This is a genomic window from Pseudomonas sp. MONT-RG-20F-20-E-7-02 (assembly GCF_022662395.1).
In the GTDB taxonomy this organism is placed as follows: Bacteria; Pseudomonadota; Gammaproteobacteria; order Pseudomonadales; family Pseudomonadaceae; genus Aquipseudomonas.
In genome coordinates this window covers 67,087-84,223 of the sequence record NZ_JAKNQN010000005.1, presented here as the reverse complement: position 1 = coordinate 84,223, position 17,137 = coordinate 67,087, and the positions used below count along the sequence as shown (strand labels likewise).

Sequence of the window (17,137 nt, the reverse complement as noted above, 5' to 3'; positions counted from 1 at the left end):
CGCCAATATGGCAAATCATCAGTTCCTGGAATTACTTCGCTCAGGTATACGCCAATGACCCAAGAACTATTACTGGCACCGTGTATGCGATCAGGCCGTACCTGCAACCGCCCAGGCAGTGAAAGCGGCTTAAGCAAGTTCTACCTTCGTCCCTTATGCAAATTGGTATGAGCATGACAAATCCCCTCTTGGCTGAGCGCTTGCCGCTTGTCAGCATCGCGATACCGGCTTACAACCCGCGTTTCTTCGAAGCCGCGCTGAACAGTGCGCTCAACCAGTGCTACGCGAATATCGAAATCGTGATCAACGATGACTGTCGCGGCGATGGTATTCGTTTGATCACCGAACGTCTTGCTGCACAAACCACGGTGCCGATCCGTTACCTGCGAAACGAACAGCAATTGGGCGGCCTGCTTAACCTCACCCGTGGGCTGGAAGAAGCCAGGGGCGAGTACATCAAGTTTCTCAACGACGATGACGTATTACTGACAGATTGTGTAACGCGCATGGCCGCTGTGCTGGATGCTCGCACCGACATATCGTTAGTCACCTCGCGGCGCCGTTTGATAGATGCCCAAGGTGAGACGCTGCCAGACATCCTCGAGACGTCTGAAGTATTTGGCGAAGATGTCTGCCTTCATGGTGCAGACCTTATTTCACTGCTCTGTGACTGGCCCGTTAACTTTATTGGCGAACCCACCACCGTCATGTTTCGACGGGCTCAGTTGGTAGACAAGGTTCCGAATATTTGCGCCCTTGGAGGCGTGCTCGTTGATGCTATCAACGACCTGTCGTTGTATGTGAACTTACTTCAGCGCGGCCACTTAGCGTTTCTAAGTGAGCCTTTGTCGCTCTTTCGCCATCACGCTGAACAGCGCCAGAAACAGCCAGACATGCCAGCTTTGTTCGCAGAGGGTCATGCAAGATTTATCAATCAGATACATGCCCTGGGACTGTATAACCCACAGCCGTTAAAGCAAGTGCGCCGTGCGCCGTTGTCAGCCGATCAGGCCTTTCAACTGTTTCGTTTGCGAGAGGCTTACCTGGCGCCTGATACCCAGAACCTCTATACAGCCAGCAGCATTACCCCCTTTGCCGAGCAGTGCGAAGTCCTCTTCTCAGGTCAGCCTTCGCTTGAAGAAGGTAAGCCGCCAGTCGGTGTCGTTATCCATGCGTATTACCCGAGTGTGCTGCAAGAAATTTTGCTTCGGTTGATGAAATTGAATGAACACCTGCACCTGTACGTAACCTGCGTGGGAGGTGCCGATAAAGAGGTGCGCGACCTGCTGGCAGCAAGCGGGCTGAGCTATTCGTTGTATCGGGTACCCAATCACGGCAGGGATATTTTGCCGTTCCTGCGAGTGTTGCCGTTTTTACGTGCAGACAACATCCACACGCTGATCAAACTTCACACCAAGCGCTCGCTGCACATGGGTGTGGAAGACTCTTGGGCCCAAGACCTTTTCAATGATCTGCTAAACCCGGCGCGCTTCAGCCAATCGGTAGAATACCTAGCTGATCCAATGCACCACCCGCTGATCGGCACTGAGGCGTTCCGGCAGCCCGTAACCCAAAACCTTAATGGACAAAACCGCTCTCACCTACTTTTCCTGGCTAAGCGTGCTGGCATTGACCCACAACGAATGGACCAGGCCGATTTTTTTGGCGGTACCATGTTCTTTGTGCGTACCGAGGTGCTGGCGCACTTAGCACGGATGCAATTGACCGACAAAGACTTTGAGCCTGAATGCGGCCAGTTGGACGGCACGATGGCCCACGCCGTGGAACGGTTTTTCGGCGTGCTGGCAAATGTTGGTAAAGAGCAACGCGATATCAATCTGTATCGTCGCTGGCTGGATACCCGGCAACTATCTGCCGCTGAGTTCGAAGGGTTACCCGCACGGCTTGCGAATTGGCCGCAGCACACAAACATTCTGGTGGTATTGACTGACACCACAGGTGACATAGCGCAGTTACGTTCCAGCTTGGAAAGCATTGATCGCCAGCTTTACGGCGCGGCAGCCATTGCGGTGCTTTCAAACGTCGAGCCTGTAGGGGTAGAAGCTTGCGACAACTTGGTGTGGTTACCACTCGCTGAATGCTGGCCAAGTCAGCTGAATGAGCTGCTGCATGAGATCAATGTCGAATGGTGCTATTTGCTTCGGGGAGGAGACCAACTCGACTCCCACGCCCTGCTGCTACTCGCGGAGGGCATAGCCCTGAACCCAGGTATCAGCGTTTGCTACAGCGATGAAGACACGCTTACCTCAAATGGTTGCCAAGACCCGATATTCAAACCGGACCTGAACCTGGACTTGTTGCGCAGTTATCCGTATGTCGGCCGAGCGTTGGCCTTCAACCGAGCGGCCGCGCTGGGTGTCCATGGCTTCGATCTCGCTTTCGCCGAACTGGCACCCCACGACCTGCTTTATCGGTTGATTGAAGTGAATGGACTGGGCACTGTCGGACACATCAGTGAAGTGCTGGTACATCATGCAATCAACTTGGGCCAATGGCTGGTCGAATCCCAGGTCGTGAAGTACTCCCCGGCTATAGTCGAGGCGCACCTGCAACGCCTGGGCGTCGCTCATGAGTTGCGCCCGGGACCTTTACCGATGGTCAATCGGGTGGTTTACCAACACACCTCGCAGCCGTTGGTGTCCATCGTGATTCCCACTAAAGACCAACTGCCGATGCTGATGCGTTGCGTCGAAAGCGTGATGGAAAAAACCCTTTACACGAACTTCGAACTCATAATCGTCGACAACAACAGTGAAACGGTTGAAGCAAAAAATTGGTTCGCGGGTATGGAGCGTCTGAACAGCGAAAAGGTGCGCATCTTGCGTTATCCCCACGCTTTCAACTATTCGGCGATCAATAATTTTGCCGTCAGACACGCCCGTGGTGATTACCTTGTGTTGCTCAACAATGACACTGCCGTCATTGATGGGGAGTGGCTGGGTGCGCTGCTCCATCACGCTCAGCGGCCAGAAGTTGGGATAGTCGGCGCCAAATTGCTATTCCTCGACGGGACTATTCAGCATGGAGGTGTGGTGCTCGGCTTACGTGGCTTGGCGGACCACGCATTCATCGGCGCTCCTATGCAGTCCAATGGCTACCTGCACCGTCTCCAGGTTGACCAAAATTACAGCGCCGTGACCGCCGCCTGTCTGATGATCCGCACCGAGCTGTACCGCCAGGTGGGTGGAATGGACGAGATCAACCTAGGGGTTTCTTATAATGATGTTGATCTGTGCCTGAAAGTCGGCCAAGCCGGGCAACTGATCGTTTGGACGCCTTATGCGGTGGTCATGCATGAAGCTAACGTCAGCCAGAATAAGGTCGACAAGACGAAGTTAAAAGCCAAGCAAGAGCGTTTCAAGCGCGAGCAATCGGTGATGTACAAGAATTGGCTGCCCCGGCTCGCCAGTGACCCTGCCTACAACCCCAACCTAACCTTGGAAGGCGGCGGCTTTGGCTACGAATGCCGTAGCGACGTCGCCTGGGAACCGCTAGCCGGTCGCTCTTTGCCTTACGCGCTGTGCTGTCCCGCCGACGCTTTCGGCAGCGGAAACTATCGGGTTCGCCAGCCCTTCGCAGCCCTTGAAGCCGCACGCCTGATAGAGGGTACGATAAGTGATGGCCTGCTTCATCCCGTGGAGCTGCATCGCTTGGCGCCAGACACGATCATTTTCCAACGGCAATGCACGACGCCTCAGCTGGAAATCATCCAGAACACCAAGGCATTCTCCAGCGCTTTCAAGGTTTACGAGCTGGATGACTATGTTCTTAAAATACCCAGCAGCAACCCGAGCCGAGAACTGTTTCCCCAGGATATCGCCAAGCGCCTGAAGAAAGCTGTAGGTATGTGCGACCGGCTGGTGGTGTCGACCCAGCCCCTGGCGAGTGCGTTAAAGGGTTTTAACGCTGACATTCGTGTCGTAGAGAATCGCCTGCCAAGTCATTGGTGGAGCGGGCTGATGAGCTACCGTCAACAAGGTCGGAAACCTCGGGTTGGTTGGGCGGGCGGGTCGAGCCACGGCGGTGACTTGCAAGTGATCGCCGATGTCGTTCGTGAACTGGCTGGCGAAGTGGAATGGGTATTTATGGGCATGTGCCCACCTGAGCTTCGTCCGTATGTTCATGAGTTCCATAAGGGCGTCAATATCGAGAAATATCCTGCACGGCTGGCCGACTTGAATCTGGACCTGGCGTTGGCGCCTTTGGAAGACAATTTTTTCAACGCCTGTAAAAGCAACTTACGGTTGTTGGAATATGGCGCCTGCGGCTTCCCCGTAATCTGCTCGGACATCCTTTGTTATCGTGGTGACTTGCCAGTGACTCGGGTCAAGAACACGTCAAAAGAATGGATTGACGCTATCCGCGAACATCTTGCTGAACCACGCGCCAGTGCTCTTGCCGGAGATGCTCTACGCAGCGCTGTAGTCGATAAATGGATGCTCCGGGATGAACACTTGGTTGCTTGGCGAAATGCATGGTTTAGGGATTGACTGATCCGCTTGTGATTTCAATGTCTTATCAATTCTGGAAGTCTTTTTCAGAGCTTCCCTCGTAATCATTAGAAGTACGCAGAGAAAACTATGATCACTCTTCAAGCGCTCAACGAATTTACCAGCGACCCGGCGTTGACTGACAACATCACGCAGATCTGGGAGTTTATCGGCCAGCATTTCGAGCAGGCGCAGGACAGCTTGCCGGCTGAGCTCGCAATGGAGCGTCGCGAGTTGTCGTTCCATGATCAAGTACGTTTATTGGGCTACCTTACCTTTCTGGTTGCCGAGCTGCCGGGTGATGTGGTGGAAATTGGCGTGTGGAAGGGCAAATCGTTGATGCTGATGAATGAGGTATGCAACCACGAGCGTCGTATCATTGGTATTGACCCGTTCGAATTGCCAAACCAGTTCGAAGAGTTTAGTTACTACAAGGACCTGATGTTGCCCAATGCGCAGGTGATCCGGGGCTTTTCGGAACTGAGTGCCGAACGTTTCTACAACCTCGCGCCCAACGTCGCGCTGTTGCATATCGATGGTGGCCACACCCGTCGCAACGTGGTGCTGGACTTCTTGCTGTATTCGCCAAGCGTAGTCTCGGGCGGCTTCATCGTATTAGACGACTACCGCGACTTTCAGCATTCGCCAGAGGTTGGTCCGACTGTCGACCTGCTAAGAGCAACCGGGTTCTTTCAAGGTTTCAACGTGCTGGGTAGTGTGCATGGCTTCGAGAACAGTTACGTGCTGCAACGAATGTAAGCTTTGATTGCGAGCGAACGGGTCGGGTGGTGGTTGCAGGTACCAGGCGAGGTCCGCTCCTCCTAGAACATTCTTGACTCATTCCTGAATGGGACGGGGTAGGAAACCCGCGCGTTCGTGTTAGCGGCTGGATTTTTTAAGTTGGTTGACAGGTTGACGTGGTTGACACCCATCACCATGGTTGACGCCCTTCGGGTGTTCACTATCAGCAACAGATACAGCCACCTTTACAGAAGCTGTAACGATGGGCCTTTTTTCTTCAAGATCCTTTCAATTTCAACGATTGAAATTTCAGTAACCTCCGGCACCTCCCACCAGATTCGGGGTATTTTCTCCGGTCACCCACTGGAGTAGGAAACACCATGCTCTGGCGCAGAGACAAACCGCTGAGGGTAGAGCTGCTTACACCCATCCACGTCACTGCTTCCTCAGCCCCTGCACATCACGAGACGTTAGATGACCCAGCTGCCAAGGAGATGAAAACCAATACAGACTTGGCGTTCAAACTGATTACATTTGGAGCGCTAGCATCGCAGGCTGCGCTGTTGATCTACGGCTTGCAGATTTTAAAAGGTATACCCAGTTAGAAACTGCCGGGGACCTCGAAGCGGTGGATACCGTGGTAACCGACAAGGGCGAACGCCTGGTAGGCCATTTGATCCTGGCGGACAGCAAAAGTACGTTTCTACTCGTGGGCAGAACCCTATTTAAGCTTGATGGTACGACTGGCCGCATAATCCGTGAGACGGAGCTGAAACAACGTCCTCCCGAGATGGAAAAGCTCACACCGAAGGCGTAAATCCAAGCGCAGCAGAAAGGGCCATGTATGCCCACGTGTATGCCTAACCGATACAACGCCTACAAGGCCCAGTAAATACGGCAGCATCACCGCCCAGTTCAAACGACGCCGGGGCACCAGATACAGATGAAAAAGCCCCAGGTCGAAAGGCCTGGGGCTTTTTTGTGGGCGCTATTTACCGCTTCTGCAACACCTCCAACCGCGCAGGCAAGTCTTCCTTGGGGAAGCGCTTATGCAACGCCAGCAGCTTTTCATCCGCCGCTCGGGTTTCGCCAGCCAGGCGCAGATCCACAATCTCCTGCAACCCCTGCTCCAACGACGGCAGCACAATCGCCGCACGCTTGCTGACCTTTGCCGCCGGTTCATCCGCCAACACGCTGGCGGCCTCGGCCTGCACGGGCGGCGCGGCGGCCATGCGGGCCATGGGCGCGGGTGCCGAGAACGCTTGCGGCGCCGGGCGGGCGGCTTCCTGATTGAGCGTGGAGAAGGTGGCTGTGGAGATCTCTGGTTGCGGCACGGGTGAGCGCATCACTACGCCGAGCATCAGCGCTACGCCGGCGACGGTGGCGAATGCCATTTGCCAGCGCGGTTGGCGGCAGGATTGCAGCCAGCGTTGCCACAGGTTCGGCTGTCGCGCGGGGGCTTCATGGCGGGCGGTGTTGAGGATGAAGGCGTCGATGGACGCTGGCGGTTCGCCCTGGCTGTGTTGACGAAAATGCGGGAGCAGCTCGTCGTCAGGTGTTTGGCGTGAGTCGGTCATGCGGGTATCTCCTCGGCCAGCAGGCGGCGCAGTTTCTGCTGGGCGTAGCGCAGGCGGCTTTTTACGGTTTCCAGCGGAGCGCCAGTGAGGGCGGCGATTTGCGGCACTTCGAGGTCGCCGTGCAGGCGCAGCAGGAAGACTTCGCGCTGGTCTTCGGGCAAATCTTGCAGTGCAGCGTCGAGGCGCGCGTGGTCGCGGCTCAGGCTCAGTTGCTGCTCGGGACCGGGGCAGTCATCGGGCTGGGCGTGCAGTTGCTCGTCGTAGCTGTCATGCAGCGGGTTATGCACGCCGTGCTTGCGCCAGTGATCGATCAGACGGTTGCGGGCAATCTGGAAAAGCCATGTACGAAAACTCGCCCGGCCCTGTGGCTGGGTGCTGCTGCGGATCAGGCTGAGCCAGGTCTCCTGGTAAACCTCTTCGGCCAGCTCGGCCTTGTTGCTCAGGGACACCAGAAACCGGTACAGCCCTTGACGGTGCCGCGCGTACAAAACCTCGAACGCGGCGGCGTCACCGCTTCGGTAGCGGGCCAGCAGCGCTTCGTCGCTGGGTGATTCATCTGGAACGGCCATGTAGTGAGCGAACTCCTTTCGAGACGTTAAAACTTTTCAAGTGTGGGAGCCGGGCTTGCCCGCGATAGCGGTGGGTCAGGCAGCATTTGCGGTGCTGACAGACCGCTATCGCTGGCAAGCCAGCTCCCACATTGGAGCTTCGTTGGACTCAAGATCAGTGCTTCAGGCTCTGCGCCAACTCAACCAGTTGCACGAACTCGTTGCGCAACCCGAACGGGTCATCGCCGCGGGCCGAGCGGGCCAGTGCGGCGGTGTCCTGCAGGCTCATGTTGCCAGTGTAGCGGCCATCGCCCTTGAGCTGTTGGGCGAAGGCTGCAACGGCCGCCGAGAAACGCAGGTCGTCGCTGGCCTGGGTCGACACATTGCTGATGGGCCGTTCGATCAATTGGCTGTCACCACCCGCCGCAGGCTTGTAGCGCACGCGCAGCAGCGCCAACTCAGCCGATGTGTTTTCAGCCGCGGGCGCAGCGGCGTAGCGCAATGGCTCCAACCAACCCTTTTGGCCCTTCGGCACAATTTCGTACAGCGCGGTCACGGTATGCCCTGCGCCGATCTCGCCAGCGTCGACCTTGTCGTTGCTGAAGTCCTCCCGCTTCAAGGCGCGGTTTTCATAGCCCAGCAGCCGGTATTCACTGACCTGGGCCGGGTTGAACTCCACCTGCAATTTCACATCCCGCGCCACCACCGCCAGGGTTGAACTGAGCTGGTCGACGAGTACTTTTCGCGCCTCCCGCAGATTGTCGATGTAGGCGTAATTACCATCGCCCGCGTCGGCCAATTGTTCCATCAAGTGTTCGTTGTAGTTATCCACACCGAAGCCCAGGGTGGTCAGGGATACGCCGCTTTTACGCTGGTTGGCGGCCATCTGCTTGAGGCTGTCGAAATCGCTGACGCCGACATTGAAATCACCGTCGGTGGCCAGCAGGATGCGGTTGATACCCTTATCGATAAAGCCGGCGCGGGCCATCTGGTAGGCCAGTTCAATACCGGACGCCCCCGCAGTGGTGCCGCCAGCGGTAAGTTGGTCGATGGCGTTGCGGATCCTGGTTTTTTCACGCCCGGAGGTGGGTTCGAGCACCACACGCGACTCACCGGCGTAGACCACCAACGCCACACGGTCCTGCTCGCGCAGCTGGTCCACCAACAATTTCAGCGTGCTTTTCACCAGCGGCAAGCCTTCGCGGCGGTCCATGGAGCCGGACACGTCCACCAGAAACACCAGGTTGGCTGGCGCCAGGTCCGCCACGGCGCGGTCGCAGGCCTTGATGCCGATGCGCAGCAGTCGGGTGTGCGGGTTCCATGGCGTGGGGGCGACTTCGGTGGTCACGCCAAACGGTGAGCCGTCGGTGGGCAGCGTGTAGTCATAAGGGAAGTAATTGACCATTTCCTCCAGGCGCACAGCGCCGTCAGGCGGCAGGCTACCTTGGTTGAGAAAACGTCTCACGTTGGCATAACTGCCGGTGTCGACGTCTGCACTGAAGGTCGAAACAGGCTGTTGTGCGACGCTGTAGACCGGGTTTTCGGGCAAGTTCTGGTAGTGCTCTGAAGGTTCGACCCGATCCGGCATGGCTGCGTCGTGCATGACCCTTGGCGCAGCCAGTAACGCAGGGACCGCCGCTCGCTTGATCAAAGCCGCCTCGGGACGGGGTGTGGCTGGGGTTGGCGCGGCAGGCTGGGCGGCCTCTTGAGAGGATGACAGCCCGCAACCGGCAAGCGCCACCAGCAGCACGGTAACGACAACGCCGCCAGCGATGGGACGCAAAAATAAGGGAGCTTGTGGCATGGTGCTGAACCTCAACAGTCAATAATCCGTTCACAGGTTCAGACGCAAAACACCTCTGGTTCGGGTTAAGGATCGTCATTCCTCGCCACACGCTCGCCTTTCGGCGGTCGGCGCCTTGTCAGTTCAAAGAACAGAGAGTTGTCAGCACTTCAGCAAAACAAGTTTCAATATAACTTGATGGCCCGTAGGAAACTTCGATAACTAAGGCACTTGACTGTTATATTCTCCTCGCCGCGCCCTAAAACTCTTAACAACAATATTCACACTGTAAAAATTTCTGTATTTCCAAAGAAGACGTACTAAACACAATTTAAAAACACACTTTTTTCTTCTGCAAGCAATGCTTTTAAAATCAATACTCCACACAGGCTGTTTAACGCAAAAATAAACACAATCGCTGTTACCAAGCATGACACACTGCGCCATCAAGACACTCAAGAAACATATACCCCATTGGCAATTCATTTATAGAGTGCGAAGGTATTTCCAGCAAACGGACGTGCACTTCCCCTAAAAAAAGGAATCCATCTCACAACAAAAACATGGATTGCGCTCATGCGAATTGACTTCAGGCCACTTGTATTTCTACAACCGAACCACGCCGAAAATAACCTGGGTCCGACTCTTCGACCGGTGCCTCAATACGCTCCCGGCCTCAGAATTCTTGGTCTATTCCTGCAGCCATTCTTTCGGCATCCCTATATACGCCCTTTCGTACAACCAAGGACCCAGCAGCCCTACGTACACCCCTTCACTGAGCCATCCACAAGACGCCCGCAAAAGCCTGCAACTACACCCCATCCCATCCCGTCCGATACACCGACCAAACGCAGCTGGGACGGTAAAGACCCCACGCTGCGCCCCGACGACCCGTATGTGGCCAACCTGAATAAACGTTCTTTCGATGCACGCCAGGCAAGCGACAACCTCACGCGGGGCAACACCAGGTGGGTTGACCGAAATGGCGACGGCAAAGTCTCGGTGGGTTACTCCTTCAACCGAGGTTTCGGGCAGTTCAACCAGAACCAGCAAGCGATGGCGCGCCGTGCGGTACAGGCGTGGAGCGACGTTTCCAACCTGGTCTTCGAGGAAAATGGCTCACGCGCCGAGGGGAAAATGTCGTTTGGCATATCGGGAGTGCCCACCGCCTTCGGCGCCTACCCAGGAAACCGTCCCGACGCAGGCTCGACCCAGTACAACGCCACCCGGGTCACACCCTTCGACTTGATTCATGAAACAGGTCACGCCCTGGGGCTCAAACATGGCGGCGACTACGACGGCGAACTGCGCCCAGACTCATGGAGCCACGCGCAGGACTCCAAGGCCCACACCGTCATGAGTTACTACAACGCGGCAAAAAGCGGCAAACGATTGGGGGGAGCCAACCCAGGGTCTCCCATGATGGATGACATTTCCGCCATCCAAAAACTCTATGGTGTGAATCGTCAAATCCGTCAGGGCGACACCACGTATGGGTTCAACTCCAATAGCCAGCGGGACCACTACACCCTCAAATCCAACCGCGAAGCTGCGGTGTTCTGCATCTGGGACGGGGGTGGCAATGACACCCTGGACGTCTCCGGCTACAGGGCCAACCAGACCATTAATCTCAGGGCGGGCTCGTACTCCGATGTCGGCGGGCTCAAGGGCAATGTGTCCATCGCCCGGGGCGTCACCCTGGAAAACGCCATAGGCGGTTCAGGCGACGACGCAATAATCGGTAACGACGCCGATAACCGCTTCACCGGCGGCGCTGGGGGCGACCGCATCCGCGGCGGTGGCGGCGCGGATACGTTTGACTACAACAGCGCCAGCGACTCCACGCCGGATAACCCGGACACGCTGATGGATTTCATCAGTGGCAGCGACAAAATCGATGTGTCCAACGCCATGAAGAACGCGAATGTCTCCGCCCTGGCATTTGTCAGCGAAATGACCGGCAAGGCGGGTGATGCGGTCCTCCTGTTTGACCAGACAAGTGGCAAAGGCAGCGTGGCTATTGACCTGACGGGCGACGGCAAAGCCGACCTGCTGATACGCACCCACGGGGAGGTCAAACCCGGGGATATCATCGCGGCCGCAAACACTGGCGACCTTGCTCAGCCGCTCGCTGACCCGAGTATTCAGTCCGCGCTGACACCCAACCAGCGAGTGCGCCGTTCGATTTCACACACTCACGAAAACGCCAGTGATTCGCCCCATCACAATAGCCATCTGATCAACAACTTCGTCAGTGGCAAAGACAAAATCAATCTCACCGAGTTAATAAAAACTTCGGGCACATCACCCACCCGCTTTAGTTAAAGGCATTAACCCCAAGAAAGTTTGTTTACCCATGAGCCATGAAGCTCACGCTTCACTTCGTCTATTAAAAGGATTCAAGTAGATGTTCTCTGTTAATCACAAAACTTACTCGGCACTTTCTTCACCCGAGTCCACCTATCAGGACACGCCCTTGGCGTCCTACACCACCGATCAAGCCGCGAGGCAACTGCTGCGTACCAGCCACACCCGAGGCTTCAAATGGCAAGACAAGAACCGCGACGGCATCATCGACATTGCCTATGAGTTTTTTACGCCACACAACCCGCACGCCGTTAGCAATGCCCCCGAAGGCGCCAGCGAATTAAGTGAGCAACAAAAGAAACGGGCGCGGATGGCCATGCAAGCCTGGGCCGATGTCGCCCGCATCAAATTCTCGCAGAACAGCACCAGCACCGAAGGCCGACTGACCCTGGGCCTTTACGACGGTGACGGCGAGTCCTATGCATCCCTGCCCTTTCCCATGGATTTCAAAAAAGGTGGCGAGGCGTGGCTGGATAACGGCCATGCTCGACCGCAGCCCGACCGTTACGACCGACAGGTCATGGCGCATGAAGTGGGTCATTCGCTGGGGCTGGATCATCCTGGGGACTACACCCGGCAACCCGTCGCACGTCATTACCTCGAGGACACTCAAGCCTACAGCCTGATGAGCTACAACCCCGAGATCAGGAGTGGGCAAAATTTCTCGAAAAACGCTGAGTGGACCCACTACTCGGCGGCGCCCTTGCTGCACGACATTGCAGCGGTGCAGACGCTCTACGGCGCCAACTTCAACACCCGCAGCGGCGATACCGTTTACGGTTTCAATTCCAATACCGAGCGCGACTATTACAGCCTGACGTCGCCGCGGGACGCACCGGTTTTTTGCATATGGGACGGTGGTGGCAACGACACGTTGGACTGTTCCGGCTTCAACCAGAAGCAAACCCTCAACTTGAACGCCGAAGCGTTCTCCGATGTTGGCGGCATGAAAGGCAATGTCTCCATCGCCAAAGGCGTGACGGTGGAAAACGCCATTGGCGGCGCCCAGGACGACACGTTGATCGGCAACCACGCGAACAATCGATTAAAGGGTGGGGGCGGCGCAGACACGCTGGTGGGCGGCGGCGGCGCAGACGTATTTGTCTACGACAAGGCCAGTGACTCGACGGCGGCCAACGCTGACCTGATCACCGATTTTGTCAGTGGCCAAGACAGGATCGACCTCAGTGGCCTGAGCAAAAACACTCGCACGCCACTGCGGCTGGTAAACGCCTACACAGGGCGCACCGGCGACACCGTGGTGAAGTTCAACCCCTACAGCAAGCGGTACTTTGTCGCCATTGACCTTACCGGCAATGGCCACACGGACTTTCTGCTCAAGAGCACCCGATTGATCAGGCCTCACGATATCAGCGGCCTTATCACCTAACGATAACCTTCAGGTAAACGCGCTGCTTGAGCCGCCAGGCGCAAGCCGTCGGGCTGCCTGTGCACGCTAACTGACAGAAGGTAAATAACCATGGTCAGAATCAACCCGAACCCCTTCACTGCTTCTTTGAATACACAGGCTGCCGATTCACCCAGCCAACCGCCCACGCCTCAGTCAGGCCAGGGCAACAACAAGAGGTCCTACAATACCGATCAGGCGGCCGAACAAATCACGCGATTGGGCTTTCGCTGGAAGGACCTCAATGGTGATGGCGTCATACCTATTGCCTACCGGTTTTTCACCCCGTCGCAAGCAACCTTCAATACGCCCAAGGGCGCCAATGAATTTACCGGTGCTCAGAAAGCCGACGCCGTACGCGCGATGCAGTACTGGTCGGACCTGGCCAATATCACCTTTGCACAGGATGCGCCCGACGCCGAAGGGCAGCTGTTATTAGGCAACGACTCCCAACTCGGCCTTGCCGGAACAGGCAGCTACCCCGGCATCTACAGCGACGGCACGCAGGTGTGGATCTCTTCGGATGGCAAGGAAAGGCCCCCCACCCAAGACGGTTTCGGGCAATGGCTTATTAACCACGAGATCGGGCATACCTTGGGTCTGCTGCACCCCGGCCGATACAACGGTGACGGAGACTACGCCTCACGCGCCACCTATGCCGAAGACACCCGCGCCTACAGCATCATGAGCTACTGGTGGGAAGGCATGCTCGGGCATGATTTTGCCAAGCATCGGCGTACCCACTACCCCTCCACGCCGATGATGGACGACATCACCGCCGTGCAAAAACTGTATGGCGCCAACTACAAGACCCGCAACACCGACACCACCTACGGCTTCAACTCCAACACCGGTCGTGACGCGTTCAGCCTGCGGTCCGCAGACGATGCCCCGGTGTTTTGCGTGTGGGATGGCGGCGGCAATGACACCCTGGACTTTTCCGGCTTCCATCAGAACCAGCGCATCAACCTCAACGCCCAGCATCTTTCCGATGTCGGCGGCATGAAAGGCAACGTCTCCATCGCCAGAGGCGTAACGATAGAAAATGCCATCGGCGGTTCGGGCGATGACCTGTTGACGGGTAACAACGCCAACAATCGCCTCAAAGGTGGCGCAGGAGCAGACCGACTGACCGGCGGCGCCGGGGCCGACACATTTGTCTACGACAAGGCCAGTGACTCCACCCTCAGTCGTTCCGACCTGCTGACGGACTTCAGCAGCGGGCTGGACAAAATTGATGTGTCCGGGGCGTTGCGTGAGGCGGGTGTCAACAGCCTGCGTTTTGTCCAACGCTTGAGCGGCCGAGCGGGCGAAGCGGTGCTGGGCTACAACCCGAGTACCCGGGAAAGCAGCCTCTCCATTGACCTGAATGGCAACGGCAACGCCGACCTGTTCATCAGGAGCAGCAGTGCAATCAGGGCCAGCGATGTGATCTCCGGTGGCGCCACTGTGCACCTTCCAGTGACGCCCCCACCACCTGTTCCGGCACCAGCACCGACCGTCACATCGCCTACTGTTTCGCGGATCAAGCGCGATAGCACCCCCTCGCAACGCGCGCCCTTCTCTGTGCAAAACTGGGCCAGTGGGTCGCTTGAGGGTTCAGCCATGCATGCCAGCGCCAAAGCGGTGGGCAGCATTCGCGAAGTGACTGTGCTGCGCGACGCGTGGGGCTACGAGCGGGTTCATTACAACACCTTGGGCACCGGTTCACTGATCGACGGGGGCGCCAGCGTATTGACCAACAAACATGTGCACGACGCCCTTGCCAAAGGCAGCAAGCTCGAGCTGTGGCTGGGTTACACAGAGGATGACAGCGGCCGCATGCGCGTCGAGCGCAAGGTGCCGCTGGATACCCGGCCGCTCAGTAGCGACGCCAACCTGGATTACGCCGAGTTACGGGTCGACTTGCCTCAGGCGCAGATCAACGCCCTGGCCAAGCAGTTCTCGCCGCTCAAATTGGCCGATAACACCCAGGCCCAAGCCGGGCAAAAAATCTTTATGCCCAACCACGGTCAGCAAGGCCTTGGCATTGCCTTCCTGAACGCCGCCGGCAAACCCACCAGCGTTTTGGGGCACAACTCCGACAGCGGCGCCCGGAGTTCTTTCTACCATGACGCCTACAAAGTACCCGGCACGTCGGGCTCTCCGCTGATTTCGGCCGACACCGGGGAAATCATCGGGCTGCACTACGGTTCGATCATCGGCCAAGTGGGCAACAGCCGCGCCTCGATGGGCGCCGCGACGCGAGCAGAGCTGATCCAGCAGCACCGTAACCAAGCCCGCCAATGATGCCGGCACTCAGAGCCGCATCCGCAGCGAAGCCCCATTCAGTCAATGGTTCGATAGGAGTGATTACTTTGAAAACAAACCTCAGTATGCCTTTCAGTCAGCCTCATCCGATTGACACTCAACCGGGCGAGGGAGCCTCGCGCACCTTCGGTTTGCAGCCGTCGAATCAAACCTCAAACCCGCATCGTTTTGTACCCCAGGCATCAGGCCAAAAGGTTGCGGAAAGTCGTCGATGGGCCACCTCGGCAGCGAGCGCTGCAAACACCCCTGGCAGCACGTATGACGCAACCCTGCGTGCAGACGATCCGTACTTAAACAGAGCAAACAGGCAGTCCTTTGACAAACAACGGGCCATAGAGCAGCTCACGCGGCAGACAACCACATGGCAGGACTCGAACCGAAATAACAGAACCGAGATTTCCTACTACTTCAAAAACGAACGGGGTATGGGATTCAACGAATATCAAAAGCAAGAAGCCCGGCGTTCGATCCAGTCCTGGGGCGACGTGGCCAATCTGGCCTTCACAGAAAACGGCGGCGCGGCAGAAGGGCAATTGACCTTCAAAATATTCAACGGCATCGCCGTTGCCGACGGCGCCTACCCTTATAGCCGCTACAACGGCGGTGCTGGCGGTGAAACCCGCTACAACCAGCGTCATGTAACACGACCCACCATGACCCACGAAATCGGTCACGCCCTCGGCCTGAGTCACCCAGGTGCCTACGACGGTCAACCAGACGATAACAAACGTATCTATGCCCAAGACTCCAAAGCCCATAGCGTCATGAGCTATTACAACGCTCAAAGCAGTGGCAAAAATGCCACATACGACGTGGTTGCGCCCATGATGGATGACATCAGCACAATTCAACACAAGTACGGCGCCAACTATCAAACCCGCAGGGAAAACAACACCTATGGCTTCAACTCCAACACCGGGCGGGATTACTACTCACTGAACAGCAACCGCGACTTGGCCACTTTTTGCATCTGGGACGGCGCCGGCAACGACACGCTGGACGTCTCGGGTTACGGCACCAATCAAGTCGTGAACCTCAGGGCGGGTTCGTTCTCGGATGTGGGTCACGGTCAAGGCAACGTCTCAATCGCCCGGGGTGTCACGATCGAAAATGCCATCGGCGGCGCAGGTCATGATGCGCTGATCGGTAACGATGAGAATAACCGGCTCACCGGCGGGGGCGGCGCCGATCGACTCCGCGGGGGCCGAGGTGCCGACAGTTTTGTGTATAACCGCGCCAGTGATTCCACGCTGCAAACCCCGGATGAAATCATGGATTTCACCAGCGGCAGCGACAAGATCGACGTGACGGGTGCGTTGCGCAGTGCGGGCCTGTCTTCCCTGTCTATCGTCCGTGCCTGGAGCGGTAAAGCCGGTGAAGCGCTGCTCACCTACGACGAACGAAGCGGCATGGGTTCCGTGGCCATCGACCTGAATGGCAATGGCAGGGCTGACCTGTTTATCAAGACTCATGGGCAAGTCAGGCCAAGTGACCTCGTGCCCCACAGCGCTGCCGAAGTCGCGACGCGCGCGACCTCACGCAATCGTACCGCCGTGGCAAAACCGCCTTTCATCTTCGACAGCGCCCGCGATTCGACCTATTCCAATGCTCGGTTACTGACGGATTTCACCAGCGGCATAGACAGCATTGATCTGCGCGGGGTGGAGAAAGAAGCCAATACACGCCTCAAGCTCGTTGAGGCATTTACCGGGCGCGTAGGCGATACGATGGTGAAATACAACTCGCAAAGCGGCCGCTATTTCATCGCCATCGACCTGACCGGCAACCGTACGACGGACTTTCTAATAAAAAGTACGCAATTGATCAGTCCCAAGGACATCATGGTTCACTAACAGCGAACAAGCGGCGAAGCATTTACCAACCTGTAAGGG

9 protein-coding genes are annotated in these 17,137 nt (G+C 57.0%); 6 read left to right on the top strand and 3 right to left on the bottom strand.

Annotation, left to right across the window (positions count from 1 at the left end; all coding sequences use genetic code 11):
* The first annotated feature begins 167 nt into the window (after positions 1-167).
* Complete coding sequence (locus L8I05_RS16070; RefSeq protein WP_347341219.1) at positions 168-4,511, top strand: glycosyltransferase; 4,344 nt, start codon at positions 168-170, stop codon at positions 4,509-4,511.
* 90 nt (positions 4,512-4,601) lie between these two features.
* Complete coding sequence (locus tag L8I05_RS16065) at positions 4,602-5,270, top strand: class I SAM-dependent methyltransferase (protein ID WP_242170156.1); 669 nt, start codon at positions 4,602-4,604, stop codon at positions 5,268-5,270.
* A gap of 974 nt (positions 5,271-6,244) precedes the next feature.
* Here the strand turns inward: L8I05_RS16065 and L8I05_RS16060 are convergent.
* The 3 genes from L8I05_RS16060 to L8I05_RS16050 form a co-directional block, all read right to left on the bottom strand.
* Positions 6,245-6,829 (bottom strand): hypothetical protein, encoded by a 585-nt coding sequence (locus tag L8I05_RS16060; protein ID WP_242170154.1) that lies wholly within the window; start codon positions 6,827-6,829, stop codon positions 6,245-6,247.
* Positions 6,826-7,398 carry an RNA polymerase sigma factor gene (locus L8I05_RS16055; RefSeq protein ID WP_242170152.1) on the bottom strand — a complete coding sequence of 191 codons (573 nt, stop codon included), beginning with the start codon at positions 7,396-7,398 and terminating at the stop codon, positions 6,826-6,828. The genes L8I05_RS16060 and L8I05_RS16055 overlap by 4 nt, the downstream gene beginning before the upstream one ends.
* Positions 7,399-7,552: 154 nt before the next feature.
* Entirely contained in the window at positions 7,553-9,181 is a 1,629-nt protein-coding gene (locus L8I05_RS16050; RefSeq protein WP_242170150.1) for a VWA domain-containing protein, read from the bottom strand.
* 876 nt (positions 9,182-10,057) lie between these two features.
* On the opposite strand from L8I05_RS16050, the gene L8I05_RS16045 reads away from it, so the two are divergent.
* The 4 genes from L8I05_RS16045 (at position 10,058) to L8I05_RS16030 (ending at position 17,098) form a co-directional block, all read left to right on the top strand.
* Positions 10,058-11,485, top strand: coding sequence for a M10 family metallopeptidase C-terminal domain-containing protein (locus L8I05_RS16045; RefSeq protein ID WP_242170149.1), 1,428 nt, complete (start codon positions 10,058-10,060; stop codon positions 11,483-11,485).
* Positions 11,486-11,567: 82 nt separating this feature from the next.
* Positions 11,568-12,917: a M10 family metallopeptidase C-terminal domain-containing protein gene (locus L8I05_RS16040; protein ID WP_242170146.1), complete on the top strand. Its 1,350-nt coding sequence runs from the start codon at positions 11,568-11,570 to the stop codon at positions 12,915-12,917.
* Positions 12,918-13,007: 90 nt separating this feature from the next.
* Positions 13,008-15,224, top strand: coding sequence for a M10 family metallopeptidase C-terminal domain-containing protein (locus tag L8I05_RS16035; protein ID WP_242170142.1), 2,217 nt, complete (start codon positions 13,008-13,010; stop codon positions 15,222-15,224).
* 68 nt (positions 15,225-15,292) lie between these two features.
* Positions 15,293-17,098, top strand: coding sequence for a M10 family metallopeptidase C-terminal domain-containing protein (locus L8I05_RS16030; protein WP_242170140.1), 1,806 nt, complete (start codon positions 15,293-15,295; stop codon positions 17,096-17,098).
* The last annotated feature ends 39 nt before the right edge of the window (positions 17,099-17,137 follow it).

Excerpts from the sequence above, each read along its gene's own strand:
- L8I05_RS16070 (WP_347341219.1), top strand. The coding sequence starts at position 168 with ATGAGCATGACAAATCCCCTCTTGGCTGAGCGCTTGCCGCTTGTCAGC.
- L8I05_RS16065 (WP_242170156.1), top strand. The coding sequence starts at position 4,602 with ATGATCACTCTTCAAGCGCTCAACGAATTTACCAGCGACCCGGCGTTG.
- L8I05_RS16060 (WP_242170154.1), bottom strand. The coding sequence starts at position 6,829 with ATGACCGACTCACGCCAAACACCTGACGACGAGCTGCTCCCGCATTTT.
- L8I05_RS16055 (WP_242170152.1), bottom strand. The coding sequence starts at position 7,398 with ATGGCCGTTCCAGATGAATCACCCAGCGACGAAGCGCTGCTGGCCCGC.
- L8I05_RS16050 (WP_242170150.1), bottom strand. The coding sequence starts at position 9,181 with ATGCCACAAGCTCCCTTATTTTTGCGTCCCATCGCTGGCGGCGTTGTC.
- L8I05_RS16040 (WP_242170146.1), top strand. The coding sequence starts at position 11,568 with ATGTTCTCTGTTAATCACAAAACTTACTCGGCACTTTCTTCACCCGAG.
- L8I05_RS16035 (WP_242170142.1), top strand. The coding sequence starts at position 13,008 with ATGGTCAGAATCAACCCGAACCCCTTCACTGCTTCTTTGAATACACAG.